Source organism: Halorubrum yunnanense (assembly GCF_026586675.1).
In the GTDB taxonomy this organism is placed as follows: Archaea; Halobacteriota; Halobacteria; order Halobacteriales; family Haloferacaceae; genus Halorubrum; species Halorubrum yunnanense.
This window is the reverse complement of the sequence record NZ_JAODIX010000027.1, coordinates 26247-39476: the sequence shown is the minus strand read 5'-3', so window position 1 is coordinate 39476 and position 13230 is coordinate 26247. Positions and strand designations below refer to the sequence as shown.

General features: G+C 63.3%; 14 protein-coding genes, 2 tRNA genes and 1 pseudogene. 9 read left to right on the top strand and 8 right to left on the bottom strand.

Features of this window, described 5'->3' with window-relative positions; all coding sequences use genetic code 11:
• The first annotated feature begins 16 nt into the window (after positions 1–16).
• From N5096_RS05900 to N5096_RS05890, 3 genes are all read left to right on the top strand, one after another.
• On the top strand, positions 17–2071 hold the full coding sequence (locus tag N5096_RS05900) for a DEAD/DEAH box helicase (RefSeq protein ID WP_267663390.1): 2055 nt from the start codon (positions 17–19) through the stop codon (positions 2069–2071).
• Positions 2072–2163: 92 nt separating this feature from the next.
• Positions 2164–2234 (top strand) — tRNA-Pro (locus N5096_RS05895).
• A 259-nt stretch (positions 2235–2493) separates the two neighbouring features.
• On the top strand, positions 2494–3210 hold the full coding sequence (locus N5096_RS05890; RefSeq protein ID WP_267663438.1) for an SDR family NAD(P)-dependent oxidoreductase: 717 nt from the start codon (positions 2494–2496) through the stop codon (positions 3208–3210).
• 99 nt (positions 3211–3309) lie between these two features.
• Here the strand turns inward: N5096_RS05890 and N5096_RS05885 are convergent.
• Together N5096_RS05885 and N5096_RS05880 are read right to left on the bottom strand one after the other, a co-directional pair.
• Positions 3310–3948, bottom strand: a pseudogene (locus tag N5096_RS05885) (RNA-guided endonuclease InsQ/TnpB family protein); the annotation flags it as partial.
• A gap of 1 nt (position 3949) precedes the next feature.
• The gene (locus tag N5096_RS05880) at positions 3950–4588 is read right to left on the bottom strand and encodes an IS6 family transposase (RefSeq protein WP_267663389.1); all 639 of its coding nucleotides are present in this window, start codon (positions 4586–4588) and stop codon (positions 3950–3952) included.
• A 532-nt stretch (positions 4589–5120) separates the two neighbouring features.
• Here N5096_RS05880 and N5096_RS05875 point away from each other — a divergent pair.
• The gene (locus N5096_RS05875) at positions 5121–5303 is read left to right on the top strand and encodes a hypothetical protein (protein ID WP_267663388.1); all 183 of its coding nucleotides are present in this window, start codon (positions 5121–5123) and stop codon (positions 5301–5303) included.
• A 73-nt stretch (positions 5304–5376) separates the two neighbouring features.
• Here the strand turns inward: N5096_RS05875 and N5096_RS05870 are convergent, their stop codons facing one another.
• The 3 genes from N5096_RS05870 to N5096_RS05860 all read right to left on the bottom strand — a co-directional run bounded on the left by N5096_RS05870 (position 5377) and on the right by N5096_RS05860 (position 7903).
• Positions 5377–5607, bottom strand: a complete 231-nt coding sequence (locus N5096_RS05870; RefSeq protein WP_267663387.1) for a hypothetical protein — start codon at positions 5605–5607, stop codon at positions 5377–5379.
• A 127-nt stretch (positions 5608–5734) separates the two neighbouring features.
• Positions 5735–6478, bottom strand: coding sequence for an SDR family NAD(P)-dependent oxidoreductase (locus N5096_RS05865; RefSeq protein WP_267663386.1), 744 nt, complete (start codon positions 6476–6478; stop codon positions 5735–5737).
• An 831-nt stretch (positions 6479–7309) separates the two neighbouring features.
• On the bottom strand, positions 7310–7903 hold the full coding sequence (locus tag N5096_RS05860) for a beta-class carbonic anhydrase (protein WP_267663385.1): 594 nt from the start codon (positions 7901–7903) through the stop codon (positions 7310–7312).
• 223 nt (positions 7904–8126) lie between these two features.
• Here N5096_RS05860 and N5096_RS05855 point away from each other — a divergent pair.
• Both N5096_RS05855 and N5096_RS05850 read left to right on the top strand, forming a co-directional pair.
• A tRNA-Phe gene (locus N5096_RS05855) sits at positions 8127–8200 on the top strand.
• Positions 8201–9123: 923 nt separating this feature from the next.
• On the top strand, positions 9124–9606 hold the full coding sequence (locus N5096_RS05850; RefSeq protein ID WP_267663384.1) for a DoxX family protein: 483 nt from the start codon (positions 9124–9126) through the stop codon (positions 9604–9606).
• Here N5096_RS05850 and N5096_RS05845 read toward each other — a convergent pair.
• Positions 9603–9890, bottom strand: coding sequence for a DUF7577 domain-containing protein (locus N5096_RS05845; RefSeq protein ID WP_267663383.1), 288 nt, complete (start codon positions 9888–9890; stop codon positions 9603–9605). The two genes, N5096_RS05850 and N5096_RS05845, sit on opposite strands and share 4 nt — an antisense overlap.
• 73 nt (positions 9891–9963) lie before the next feature.
• The gene (locus N5096_RS05840) at positions 9964–10506 is read right to left on the bottom strand and encodes a hypothetical protein (RefSeq protein ID WP_267663382.1); all 543 of its coding nucleotides are present in this window, start codon (positions 10504–10506) and stop codon (positions 9964–9966) included.
• Between the two features lie 199 nt (positions 10507–10705).
• On the opposite strand from N5096_RS05840, the gene N5096_RS05835 reads away from it, so the two are divergent.
• The gene (locus N5096_RS05835; RefSeq protein WP_004048101.1) at positions 10706–10900 is read left to right on the top strand and encodes a cold-shock protein; all 195 of its coding nucleotides are present in this window, start codon (positions 10706–10708) and stop codon (positions 10898–10900) included.
• 208 nt (positions 10901–11108) lie between these two features.
• On the opposite strand, the gene N5096_RS05830 is transcribed toward N5096_RS05835, so the two are convergent.
• Complete coding sequence (locus N5096_RS05830) at positions 11109–11423, bottom strand: 2Fe-2S iron-sulfur cluster-binding protein (protein ID WP_267663381.1); 315 nt, start codon at positions 11421–11423, stop codon at positions 11109–11111.
• 161 nt (positions 11424–11584) lie between these two features.
• On the opposite strand from N5096_RS05830, the gene N5096_RS05825 reads away from it, so the two are divergent.
• Positions 11585–12748 (top strand): DUF7093 family protein, encoded by a 1164-nt coding sequence (locus tag N5096_RS05825; protein ID WP_267663380.1) that lies wholly within the window; start codon positions 11585–11587, stop codon positions 12746–12748.
• A gap of 78 nt (positions 12749–12826) precedes the next feature.
• A complete protein-coding gene (locus tag N5096_RS05820; RefSeq protein ID WP_267663379.1) occupies positions 12827–13210 on the top strand; it encodes a DUF5611 family protein in 384 nt (127 codons plus the stop codon).
• Positions 13211–13230 lie beyond the last annotated feature (20 nt).

Sequence of the window (13230 nt, the reverse complement as noted above, 5' to 3'; positions counted from 1 at the left end):
CGCGTACCGATTAGCAGTGTCACAGCAGTTGGCCGAGGTCGAGACGCTGTTCCTCCACGAGGCGCGGAGCGACTACACCGTCGTCGCGAACCGGGACGGTAGCCGGGTGCTCCGCGGGCGGCTCGAACTCAAAGAGACCTCCGCGGGCCCGCGGCCGGGGAAGTTCCGCGTCATCCGCGACGGCGAGGATCACCCCCGACAGCCCGACGAGTTCGTCGACCTCGCCCGCGCGGCCGGCCGGATCCGCATCTCCGAGCAGACGTCGCCGGAGAACCGGAAGCGGCTGGAGGCGATGCTCGACGGTTACCAGCTGGAGGCGACGGCGGTCCGGACCTGCCGGCGCTGCGCAAACGACGGCCGGTACGGCCCGATCACGAGCGAGAGCGCGATCCAACACAACGACGAGCTGATCTGCCGCGACTGCGCCCGCAGGGAGCTGGAGCGGGAGCTCTCTTATAAAGGAGAGTTCACGGGCGCCGCCGAGGGGCGGTTAGAGGAGCTGCTGTACGAGTCCGGCGACTTAGACCGGATCGTCAACCTCCTGCAGGGCGGACTCGACCCCGACCTCACCAAGTACGACGAGGTGTCCGCCAACGTCGACGACGTGAGCCCCGTGCGCACCGAGGACCTGGATCTCCACCCGGACCTCTCGACGCACCTCCAGGGCCGCTTCGAGGAGTTGCTGCCCGTTCAGAGCCTCTCCGTGCGGAACGGCCTCCTCGATGGCAACGACCAGCTGGTCGTGAGCGCGACCGCGACGGGGAAGACCCTGATCGGCGAGCTGACCGGGATCGACCGCGCGCTGAAAGGGGAGGGGAAGCTGCTCTTCTTGGTCCCGCTCGTCGCGCTCGCCAACCAGAAGCACGAGGACTTCAAGGACCGCTACGGCGACCGGCTGAACGTCTCGATCCGGGTCGGCTCCTCGCGGGTGAACGACGACGGGAACCGCTTCGATCCGAACGCCGACGTGATCGTCGGCACCTACGAGGGGATCGACCACGCGCTCCGGACCGGGAAGGATCTGGGCGACGTCGGCACCGTCGTCATCGACGAGGTCCACACGCTGAAGGAGGGCGAACGCGGCCACCGGCTCGACGGGCTCATCTCCCGGCTGAAGTACTACAGTGAGAACCGGATGGAGACCCACGAGGGGTACGGCGGCACCCAGTTCGTCTACCTCTCCGCGACGGTCGGGAACCCGGAGTGGCTCGCCGAGAAGCTCCGGGCGACGCTGATCGAGTACGAGGAGCGCCCGGTCCCCATCGAACGCCACGTCACCTTCGCGGACAGTCGCGAGAAGGCGCAGATCGCCGACAAGCTCGTGAAACGCGAGTTCGACACGAAATCCTCGAAGGGGTACCGCGGCCAGACGATCGTCTTCACGAACTCCCGGCGGCGCTGCCACGAGATCAGCCGGAAGCTCCGGTACGACTCCGCGCCGTACCACGCCGGGCTCGACTACAAGCGCCGGAAGAAAGTCGAGCGGCAGTTCGGGAACCAGGACCTCTCGGCGGTCGTCACCACCGCGGCGCTGGCCGCCGGCGTCGACTTCCCCGCCTCGCAGGTGATCTTCGACTCGCTGGCGATGGGGATCGAGTGGCTCTCGGTCCAGGAGTTCTCCCAGATGCTCGGGCGGGCCGGGCGCCCGGACTACCACGACCGCGGGCGCGTCTACCTCCTCGTCGAGCCCGACGGCGTCTACCACAACTCCATGGACCGCACGGAAGACGAGGTCGCGTTTACCCTTTTAAAAGGCGAGATGGAGGACGTCGCGACTCACTACGACGAGGCGGCCGCCGTCGAGGAGACGCTGGCGAACGTCGTCGTCGCGGGCAAGCGGGCCAAGCGCCTCAACGACCGGATGATCGGCGAGGTGCCGACGAAACACGCGGTCGGGAAGCTGCTGGAGTGGGAGTTCGTCGACGGCTTCGAGCCGACTCCGCTCGGCCGGGGGATCACGAGGCACTTCCTCGCGCCCGACGAGGCGTTCTTCATCCTCGACGCGGTCCGGAAGGGAACGGACCCGTACCAGGTGGTCGCCGACCTCGAACTGCGTGACGACGAGGAGTGAGGAGTCGGGAGGGCTGCGAACGGGACACTGTCGAACGCGACCCGCCCGCGCAACGAAACGCTTTAGCGGCCGATGCGGGTACGTATAGGCGCGGGGCCGTGGGGTAGTGGTATCCTCGCTGCCTTGGGTGCAGTGGACCTGAGTTCGACTCTCAGCGGCCCCATCCACTATTCTTCATCGTCACAGACAATATTCTCAACCTCCTCATGAAGTTCTGGATAGTGTTTTTTGAGAACCTCTAAAACGATGACGGCGCTGTATCCCCGCCCTACTCGCTCACTTCGTTCGCTCCTTGAGGACGGGGGCTTAGCGCCTATAGTCAGCTAAAGAAGAGGATTTCAACAGAGCCATTCGTATGTAAGACACATATCTAAGATCCACTTGTGAGTTATATCCCGGTGGAATCCGTCTACTATGCTGGCATGGCAGATACACCTCCCGACGTGGATCTCAAATCCGATTTGACAGACGATGTTGCCCTCGTGACTGGGGCAAACCGCGGAATCGGAGCCAAGATCGCTACCAAGCTCGCCGACTTAGGCGCGACCGTATACGCAGGCGCCCGAGATCCAACTGATGTTACCGCACCCAACCAGCATGCGATCAAACTGGATGTGACTGCCGAAGAGGAGATCCAATCGGCAGTCGACACAATCGAACAGGAGGAGGGGTCGCTTGATATCCTGGTGAATAACGCTGGGATCTTCCCCCGGTCGGGTCCACTCCACGAGATGGAACGTGCGGACTTCGACCGGACAATGGCTGTGAACCTTCGTGGCCCGGTGTTGTTGACGAAGCAAGCGCTACCACTACTGTTGGACAGCCACAGCGGTCGTGTTGTCTCGATGTCTTCGGGGCTTGGACAGTTCACTGACGGACAGATGGACGGTCAATATCCCGCTTACCGGCTCTCGAAGGTGGGTATTGGCGGATTAACAGCCTACCTAGATGGTGAATACGGTGATCAAGGTCTCATCGCGAATGCCGTCTCACCCGGCTGGGTTCAGACCGATATGGGCGGCGACCGTGCCCCTCGCTCTCCATCGAAAGGAGCCGAAACGCCGGTCTGGCTCTCTCAATTTGCGCGAGGGAGTCCAGCGGGTAAACTCTGGAAAGACAAGGAACAGATTCCTTGGTAAATTGCCCCGGGGTCAAGTGGTTCGAGAGACTTCGTCTCTCGTCATCACGGAAATCTGCGATTTCCGTACGACCCCCAGGCTTTCGCGTGGACTTCCGTTCTAACTGCTGAGAGCAGTAGACGAATATTCGCCGTTCACGTTCAGCGTCCCGCGATTCAAGCGCACATCTACGGGTGCGCCTCCATCGTCTACATTTTGCCGACGACGGAGATACTGTAACCCGGTGTTCTTGGAAGCGTTGTAATGAGCGTGGTTCTCGTACCCGCAGTGCTGACAACAGAACACTCCTCCCGTCCGATTGTCGCTGTGGGTAAACCCACACGTCGAACACTGTTTGGACGTGTTCCGAGGGTCAACTTGTACGACCTCCACGCCGTACTCTTTAGCCTTGTATTCGACGTACTCGTAGAGGCGTCGGAACGCCCAAAGCTGTTGCCACGTCGCCTTCGGGATGGTCTCCCGAATGTGGGTCAACTCCTCGAACACGATGTGCGAGCAGTCGTGTTCGACGGCCTCCTCGATGAGTTCGTTTGCCACCGTGTGCAGGTGTATCTCGAACCGCCCCGTCTCTTTGCGACCGACGTTCTCGATGTTCTCGTGAGCATGACGTGAGCCACACTGTTGGAGCGACCCACGACGTTTCTCGTACTCGTTGCGCCAGTGATTGAACTCGTCTGCCGACCAGAAGCGCCCTGTTGAAGCGACGGCGATGTTGTTGACACCCAAATCCACGGTCGCGTTAACTTTGGCGTGAATTGTGGTAGACGGCGAGGGCTTCGAGCCAGTTTTGAGCTGTCTCTAACGCGACATTGCTAAAACTATTCGCAAACGAAGACGTTCGTCGTTCTATTTCCCAAAAGACACGTTCGATGGCATTCCGATTTCCATGACGAATCACTCGAAATCGATAGCTGTCTTCAGCAAGGACTGATCCGAGATAGTCTGCGTCATCGACGAGAAATTCGACGTTATTCAGCTGGTAACGCCGGTGTAGCTCGGTCAGAAACCACCGCGTCGTCTGTTTATATGCGGTCGGATAGAGACTCACGTGGAGGATCTCGTTCGTCTGTGGATTAACCGCGCCGTACAGCCAGAACTTCTGGCCGTGGAGGCGGATCATCTTTTCGTCAACCGCGAGTTGATCCTCTGAGACGGTCGAGATCGGCTGTAGATCGGCTTTATGAACCCAATTGTGAATAGCGACGTGACTCCGATCAATCCCAAGCCTTTCGGGATGGTTACTTACCTCGCGTAGTAACATACCAGCTAAATGACAGCGGATCCCTACTTCAATCGCCCAGCGCGGCGTCCGATCTCGCTTCACAAATGACAAGTCGATCCACGCGATACTCTCGCTGAGGCGTTCGATTTCGGTCATAGACACTCTGAAGTCGAACGCCTCATCCTCTAACTTTACGCGACCGCTGCTTGGGGGATAATTACTTATTACTCCGCTCACATGTGATAAATATGAATAAGAAGATTCAGTCAGTACTTATCCTAAGCATGGTACTACTGCTATTCACCGGAGTGGCTGCCGCTGAGAGTCTTGATCCTAGCGATATTGAGTTTCTCAACGGACTGTTTGGCATTTTTGAGACGTTCTTCTCAGAGCTGAAAGCGTTGATCAGCGCATAAGCCGTACAACGAGCGTTGTATCGAGACTCTTTCTCGTCCCGTTGACTAGTGAACGTCAATGACGGCTTGAGACGCTGTATCGACTGCTCTGTTGAATAGCGGTGATCGGGTGGACAAGGCAGATATGAATCGACTCGTCATCTCATGAGCTGTATGGTCTCGAGATCGGTGTCGATAAGCCGACACTCAACAACCGCTATTCAACACAGCAGATAGTTTGGGTATCTAACCTTTATCTATCCTACCCGCGTAGTTTTGTGTAGTGTGTTCACATGAAACTTGCATTAATCGGGGTCGGACAGGCAGGCGGGAAGGTGGTCGACGAGTTCTTAGCCTACGACGCACTCACCGACGTCCGCCCGCTGGAGGATGCACGAGCCGAGGTTCCCAACCTCGAAGAGCTGCGCGAACGCGTCGAGCGATTAGAGGAGGCCACGGACGTTGAAGGCCGCTAACGCTCCCACCTCAACTCAGACACGCGAGCAAGCGTAGACCTGCTTGACGGCAGGTCAGCCGTTTGTCTTTCTATCATACCGAGATATCTACCTCTCTACCCTCCCACTCCTCTTCTACTTCATCTACTGACCCCTCGTTGTCAACCACGTCGGCTAACTCGCGGAGGTACTCTACGATGTCATCGTTGTCTACGTCCCAGTTGGATTCCGGTTCAGATGTCGAATAGCGGTTGGTTAGAACTATGTCGCATTCCCTCCCGGCCTGAAGGCCGGGATTCCCTGCTTGAATAAAGACGGGTAGCAAACGGTTCGACGTGGATCACCGGATCGACGGGAATCGTTCGCGGGCCGTCAGCTGACGTGTTTTCTGGCATCTGTCTTTGGTCGGTCACACCAGCGAGGCGTCTCAATTATGGCGTACGCCGATCAATTCAGCTGTCGAACTCAGGCATCCGTCCGCCGTCGACGGCGACGTTCTCCCCGCTAATGTAGTCAGCCGCATCGCTCAAGAAGAACCGCAGCGGAGCAGCAACATCCTCGAACGACGCGGGACGTCCCCGTGGGAACGCATCGACGCCCGCTTCGGTGTTCGAGACCGCGAACGGGGAGACGGCGTTGACGGTGACGCCGTCGTCGCGCGTATCCGTCGCCAGCATGCGCGTGAACATGAGGACGCCCGTTTTCGCGACGAAGTACGGGAAGTTCACCGGGTGGGCGTGCATCCGGTCGCTGTCGGCGAATCCGATGTTGACGATCCGCCCCCACTCCTGTTCGCGCATCGCTGGAACGGCACGGCGAGAGCACAGTACGGTGCCGTAGAACGTCGTTTCGATGACGTTCTGCCACGACTCCCATTCAATCTCGGTCCAGTGACGCGAGTCGAAGTCCCCGACGTTGTTGACCAGAATGTCCACCGGTCCGAGTTCCGACTCGATCGTCTCGAACAGGTCGTCTACGGACGCCGGATCGGTGATGTCGCCCTGAGCGGTCATCGCAACCCCGCCGCGGTCGCGGACCTCTTCGGCCGTGGCGGCCGCCGCCGCTTCGCTTTCGTTGTAGTGCACGACGACGTCCGCGCCGCACTCGGCGATCGACACCAACAATTCGCGGCCGACCCGTTTCGCACTACCGGTCACGAGGGCCGTTCGTCCACTCAAATCCGGGAGTGAATCCATGGAAGGTGTAAGCGTCGGAACGAAAGTAAACGTTCCTTCGTCGGCCAGTGAACTACCCTACCCTGCTCGCGCTGATGCGCTCGCTGAGGGTGGGGCTTCCTGCTTTCATGACGCACTTTGCAGGAACCGGAGTGGTTCCCGTAGGGAGCGCAGTCTCCACGGGCGTTAACGAATTGCTGTGCGATTCGTTCGCACACCAGAAATCTTCGATTTCTGGGGACGTTGATTCGGAGTGTCACACTCGTAAATTGGAACAAGAACAGATAGCGTACGAACGTATAGAATGTGACGGTGAGAGAACAGCGGAGATATATTGTGAAGATATCGAATTTCGAATTCGTGTCGAACCAGCATGGAACGAAAACGGATTCGTTCGATTCAACGCAAACGGTGAGAATGCTGATTATTACTCATTCAAGAACCCAGAAACAGAGGACTGGTATCTGGTAGCAGCTGATTCGTTCGGAAGTTCTCTCTCACTTCGAGTCGATCCACCCAAAAAAAGGACAGCCGAATCAATTTTGCAGGAGACTATCTATTAAAACAGTCTTGGCCAGTGTAGCTGGTTCCTCTTTTTTGTGACATTTTATGGTAGTGGCCACCAGCGACAAGGGGCCGTTCAGCACTGTCACACAATGTTATAGATCGAGTCGTGTGCGGCGCGAGCAACGTCGCGAGCGTCGCCACCGTGAGCGGATTCGAAGCAGGGAGCGGAACGGAGTGGGGCGACTGAGGTTCGAATCCGGGCGGTCCCATTCTGCTGCTGCGAGCGACATCGCGAGCAGCAGGCGGAGTCGATTCAGAGAGCGACCGGCGTGCTGCTCGCCGCTTTCAGTCCCGTCGTTCGCTGATCGCCTCGGCGACGCGCTCGCCCGGACGGCGCAGTTCGCCGGACTCGACCTCGTAGACGTAGCCGGTGACGGCAACGTCGTCCGGGATGAACGCCGATTCGCGGAGGTAGGTGACCTGCGCGGCGCAGGCCTCGTCGATATCGCCGGTCATTTTTATCCACTCCATGAGGTCGACGTCACCGATGGTCAGCGCCGGCAGTGAGGGGTCGAGGTCGGCGTCGTCGAGATCGCCGACCTGTGTTTCGAGCCCGTCGCGGACCGCCTCGTCGGGGGCACTCATCATCCCGCAGTCGGTGTGGTTGATCACGATGATCTCGTCGGTGTCGAAGAAGTTCGTCGTGAGCGCCGCCGACCGGATCACGTCGTCGGTGACCTTGCCGCCGGCGTTGCGGAACACCTGCGCGTCGCCGAGTTCGATCCCCAGCGCCTCCTCGATCGGGATGCGCTCGTCCATGCAGGCGACGACGAGGAGGTTCTCGTCGGTGGGGATCCCCTCGCGGCGACGACGGGCCCAAGCGGTCCGGTCGTCGACGGCGGCGTCGACGCGTTCGTGGTGATGCTCGTGGTCTGACATCAAGCGGACTAACGGGCGGGATAACCGGCCCTATTTCGGTGGAGACGGTCGCTGCCGGAGCCACAGATCACCAGCAAGAACGTCCGAAACTCGCGGCCCCGACATCAAGTCACCAGCGGCGAAGCGCGGTCAAGCGGCGACGGGCCGGTGGCGGGTCCGCGTCCGATCCGCCCGCCGCCTTTCGAAATCCTTTTGTCTCGATTCGGCGTTGGTCCGAGTGCGAGCCGCCTTAGCTCAGACTGGGAGAGCACTCGACTGAAGATCGAGCTGTCCCCCGTTCAAATCGGGGAGGCGGCATATTCTGAACCCGCGAGCGACAGCGAGCGGGTGGAAAAACGACGCCGAGCCGATTTGAGGACGGAAGTCGCAACGCGGAACCGAACTGACCGTGGCCGCCTTCCGGCGTCAGCTACCCCACCCTCCTTCGCTCAGTCTACTGACTTCGCTCGTTGAGGGTGTCGCCAGAACTCGAAAAGTTCTGGCTGCTAACCAGAAGTCTGTGACTTCTAGTGATGGGGCTTGTCCATGAACTCGGCTTCAAACCCTTCCGGGTGGGCGGTAACTCCTCGACGACGTCGAGACCGTTTCCGGGGTCGTGCGGCCGGAAGGAGTCGGCGTACCCTTTCGAGACGGTCCGTAGTTACGGAGAATAAAGGAGAAAGCCCCGTGCTTTAGCGCGGGGATGAATCCGACAGTATTCTACATCAACCACGACCACCGCCCCGGTCGGATGATTTAACTAATCTATTGTTGTACTACCAGTTAGCCGAGGCGGCCTGCCCGCCCGCTTAATCGGACAATATCGGGATTCCCCGATTCCACACAGAAAGCACCCCTTTTTGTTGTGGAACTCGGAGTGTAGTCAGCAAAAGTATCTCTGAATCCCATGCCGGGATAGGAGTAACGGCTGGTTGGCACAGCCAGTAGCGGCCTTCTAAGGTCGCTACAAACCGTAAACATCCCAACCCAGCGGTGCAGTGCCGTGGGAATCCTCGCGCTTCAGCGCGGGGAGGATGTCAAGGCTGCTCGACTGAGGGCCGAACCGTCTCCGCGGCCGGGACGCAGTCCGTTCCGAAAGCGAGTGAGGCGAAACGCCCGGGCGTCGAGTTCGCCGTTGCCGTCGTCGCCGGTCGCCCGGAGCGTCGCGGCGTCGGTCGCCGATCGCTCATCTCGGGGGAGCCGGGAGAACGCTCATTAGCCACCCGCCGCTATCCACGCGGATGAGCGACGAGACGAGACCCGACAGTGGTCCGACCGGCCCGGTCGGGCGGCGGAAGCGATTCCTCCGTCGCCTGATGGGCGCGATATACGCGATCGCGGGCGTGACACACTTCCTCGCGCCGGAGTCGTTCGCCCGGGCGGTCCCGCCCGAGCTCCCCCGGCCGCGGGCCCTCGTCTACCTCTCCGGGATCGCGGAGGTCGCCCTCGGCCTCGGGGTGCAGTTCGAGCGGACGCGACGCGCGTCGGCGTGGGGGATCGTGGCGCTGCTCGTCGCCGTCTTCCCGGCGAACGTCTACATGGCGACCGACGACGTGGCGACGGAGCTCGTCCCCGACCGCCTCGCGAGGGTCGCCCGGGCGGCAGCGTGGGCGCGGCTGCCGTTTCAGGCCGCGCTGGTGCTGTGGGCGTGGTGGCACGCGTCTCCGGAGTCCGGCTCCGGAAGTGACGCCGAGACGGAGACGAGAGCCGGGACGGCGAGCTAAGTATCGGAGCGGAGCGGGGCCGCACAGCGTCGGCAGTAGCTGAATCCCGGCTCGTTGTCCGCCCCGCACCCGGGGCACGTCGCGATCGGAGGGTCCGAGCCGGCCGGCGGTTCCGATCCGGACGCCTCGTCTTTCGCGTGCCGCTCCGCCGCTCCGGCCCGCCGGCGCCGGCGGAGCTCGAGCCCCTCGCGGGCGACTCCGAGGAGCACGCGGAAACCGAGCGCCAGCGCGACGAACAGCAGCGCCCCTGTGACGGCGAGGTAGACCGTCCCGAAATCGGTCATGCGACTCCTACGGGTCGGAGGCTTAGGTATTGTGGGGTGATCGCACGGATCGCGGGTAGGAGACGCACGCGGCTCAGTACCGCAGCGTGGCGTCGAGGATGCCGGCCGTCTGTCCGGCGCCGACGACGGCGATTCCGACCGCGGTCCACGCCGCCGACGGTGCGACCGCCACCGCGACCGCGCCGGCGACGCAGCAGGCGACCCCGACGTCGTAGACCCGCACGCCCGCCTCGACGCGGCGCCCGGTGTACGCGAACCCGGCCGCGGGGAGGAGCGCCCAGCCGTACAGCGAGACCGCGAGGAGGGGCTCCGGGGGGGTGCCGAGTGTGTCACCGAGCGCGAGGAAGCCGGCGACGCCCGCGAGCGTCACGGGCGTGCCCGCGAGGATCGCGAGCTTCCACGCGCGGAGGACGCCGGTCGCCATGTCGCGCCACGAGGCGACGACGAACGCAACGAGCAGGGCGCTCATGACGACGTGGGCGACGAACAGCGCGCGCGTCGAGACGACGCCGAGGACCGTCGCGGCCGCGACGGACCAGGCGGCGGGGACGAGCAGCGCCGGACCGTTCTCCCTCAGCGATCGGAACACGACGGAGAGATCGCGGCGGTCACACATAAACGTCGCCTCGGCGGCGGCGACCGAGGTCGCGAGATCGAGGAAACCGACGGATCGGTCGGTGGACCGGGTCGAGTCCGAACGCGCGGACGTCGATCGCCTCGAGAGCCGGTTGGATCTGCGAGAACCGTCCACCGACACCCGTGGTAGCTCTACACTCGCAATCCTTATGCCCTGACGGGGCGTCTGCTAGAATGCAATGGCGACCGGAAAGGTTGATTTCTTCAACGACACTGGCGGCTACGGATTTATTGAGACTGACGACGCTGACGACGACGTGTTCTTCCACATGGAAGACGTCGAAGGGCCGGACCTCGAAGAGGGCCAGGAGCTCGAGTTCGACATCGAGTCCTCGCCCAAGGGGCCGCGCGCGTCCAACGTCGTTCGGCAGTAAGCCGATCCGATAAGGTGGGTCGGTCCGGCTGACGCCGAACGCGACTCTGACACGCGACAACGAGACTTTTGCCCGCCGCGGACCCGCGTCCGCCGCGGGCTCTTATCACGACACCGAGCGTCGCCGCCGATCGACTCGGTCGGGGACGACGAGCGGCGGCGCCGGGCGTGTTCGTATTTATAAGTCAAGAGCGGCCGCGAGGGTCGAGTCAGATGTGTTGCCCGAAGAGCCCGCGCCCCTTCGTCACCTCGACGTCGCCCTCGACCTTGGTCTGACAGGCGAGGCGGACGTCGTGGCTGGGGTGGTGCGGCGGGAACCAGAGGCGGGCCGTCTCCTTTTTGCCCGGCTCGCTCACCTCGCCGTCGACCTGGACCGCACAGGAGCCGCACGACCCCGCGCCCCGGCAGTTGAGCTGCTTCATCTTGCCGTTGTACACGGAGAGGCCGGCCTCCGCGAGTACGTCGCGTAACACGGCGCCCTTCTCGCACTCGATTTCCTCGCCCTGATAGGATACGGTAGGCATGTCGGTGAACGGTACAGCGGCGATCCACAAAGAGCCTGTGTCCGCGGCGCGGGACGGCCGGAACCGGGAGGGTCGACCGCGTCGTCCCCGAAACGGTCGTGCGCCAGGCGTCGGACGCCGGACGGGGCGTTTTTTACCTTCGGCACCGCACGACGGACGTAATGGGACTCAGGTGTCTGCTCGGGCACGACTTCGACGAGCCCGAACTACGGCGGGAGCGCGAGGAGGACGGGGACGAGGTCGTCACGACCGTCACCGAGGTGAAGACCTGCGCTCGCTGTGGTGAGACGCAGGTCGTGAGCGAGAACACCGAGGTCACGACGATGGCGCAGTTGGCCGACGAGGCCGCCGCGGGCGCCGAGGCGTCGGGAGGCGGTCCGGCCGAGACGGGACCGGCGGTCGGCGGCGGCGACCGCGGCGCGTCGAGCGATGCGGGCTCGGACGCCGGGCCGACGAGCGCCGCGGCGACGGACGCGGAGGCGGGAGCCGCCGAGTCAGCGACGGGCGCGTCCGCCGACGCGGGTGCCGACGACGCCGTGATCATCGACGACGGGCCCGACGGGGTGGACGACGAGGGGACCGAAGGCGAGGTCGCGAGCGACGGGCCCGCGGGAGCGGCCGGCGGCGACGGCGCCGCGGCGGACGGGGTAGGCGCCGCCGATGACGGCACCGAGGGCGGCGAGGACGAGGGCGCGGAACTCCTCAACTCGGGGGCGGACGACGGGGGCGACTCGCTCGGCGGCAGCGAGGAGTACGCGGAGTACCCCGACGTCGAGTCCGCGGAGTCGCCGGGGGCCGACGGGCAGGACGCCGAGACGGACGACGGCGTGATCCTCGACGATGAGGGCGAGCAGGACGAGGGGGCGGCCGACCGGGAGCGGGGAGCGTGGCCGGAGGTCGACGAGGAGGACGACTCGGGGGCGACGACCCCGTGGCCCGAACAGCGCGCGGAGGACGAGGGGTTCAGCGCGGAGGTCGGCGAGGGCGGGGCCGGCGACGTCGATTTCGGCGGCGGCCTCACCCCCGAGGCGGCCGAGTCGTCCGCGGGAGGCGAAGACACGGAGTACGTTGAGGCGCCGGAGCGGGACGCCGACGAGGTCGACGGGACGGTCGAGCCGCAGGAGGGGGAGGCGGAGCCGGCCGACGCGGAGACGGGGATCACCCGCGCCGAGAGCCCCGACCTGTCGACGTCGACCTCGGAGACGGCGACGGAGTACCACTGCCCCGAGTGCGGGATGAGCCGCGACGCCGACGGCAACTCGATGCGCGCGGGCGACATCTGCCCCGAGTGCAAGCGCGGCTACGTCACCGAGCGGCCGATCTGATCGGTCTCGAGGGGCCCTCAGGCGGCTGAAGACCCCGTGACGAAACTGGTTTACGCTCCCCAATCGAACGGTCGCGGCATGAAGGAGTACAAGATGCGCCGCGGCGAGCATCTGGACGACCGCATGCCCGACCTGAAGGGCTCAGTCGAGGAGTATTTCGGCGAGATCTCCGACACGGAAGAGTGGCAGGGCCACGAGCTGTACGTCGTCGCGGACCCCGAAAACCCCGTCTTCGAGCGGATCGTGGCCGGCGCCGCCGAGTACGGGAGCAAGAAGGACAAGCTCGCGGTCCACTTCGAGGAGCGCCCCGCCGAGGACGTCATCGCCGAGGGGAACGCCGACGCCGCCGCCGACGCGGTCGACGCGAAAAACGACTTCCTCCTCGAGGCGACCGGGCGCGACGCGAAGTCCCGCCGCGACTCGCTGAAACGGGAGGTCGAGGACGACGCGCCCGACTACTGAGCCGGACGCCGCCGGCCGAC

Bases quoted from the DNA above. Each gene is read 5' to 3' on its own strand.
- N5096_RS05880 (WP_267663389.1), bottom strand. From the start codon at position 4,588: ATGACCGAAATCGAACGCCTCAGCGAGAGTATCGCGTGGATCGACTTG.
- N5096_RS05850 (WP_267663384.1), top strand. From the start codon at position 9,124: ATGAGCGACGAGACGAGACCCGACAGTGGTCCGACCGGCCCGGTCGGG.
- N5096_RS05865 (WP_267663386.1), bottom strand. From the start codon at position 6,478: ATGGATTCACTCCCGGATTTGAGTGGACGAACGGCCCTCGTGACCGGT.
- N5096_RS05825 (WP_267663380.1), top strand. From the start codon at position 11,585: ATGGGACTCAGGTGTCTGCTCGGGCACGACTTCGACGAGCCCGAACTA.
- N5096_RS05835 (WP_004048101.1), top strand. From the start codon at position 10,706: ATGGCGACCGGAAAGGTTGATTTCTTCAACGACACTGGCGGCTACGGA.
- N5096_RS05820 (WP_267663379.1), top strand. From the start codon at position 12,827: ATGAAGGAGTACAAGATGCGCCGCGGCGAGCATCTGGACGACCGCATG.
- N5096_RS05890 (WP_267663438.1), top strand. From the start codon at position 2,494: ATGGCAGATACACCTCCCGACGTGGATCTCAAATCCGATTTGACAGAC.
- N5096_RS05845 (WP_267663383.1), bottom strand. From the start codon at position 9,890: ATGACCGATTTCGGGACGGTCTACCTCGCCGTCACAGGGGCGCTGCTG.
- N5096_RS05860 (WP_267663385.1), bottom strand. From the start codon at position 7,903: ATGTCAGACCACGAGCATCACCACGAACGCGTCGACGCCGCCGTCGAC.
- N5096_RS05840 (WP_267663382.1), bottom strand. From the start codon at position 10,506: ATGTGTGACCGCCGCGATCTCTCCGTCGTGTTCCGATCGCTGAGGGAG.
- N5096_RS05875 (WP_267663388.1), top strand. From the start codon at position 5,121: ATGAAACTTGCATTAATCGGGGTCGGACAGGCAGGCGGGAAGGTGGTC.
- N5096_RS05830 (WP_267663381.1), bottom strand. From the start codon at position 11,423: ATGCCTACCGTATCCTATCAGGGCGAGGAAATCGAGTGCGAGAAGGGC.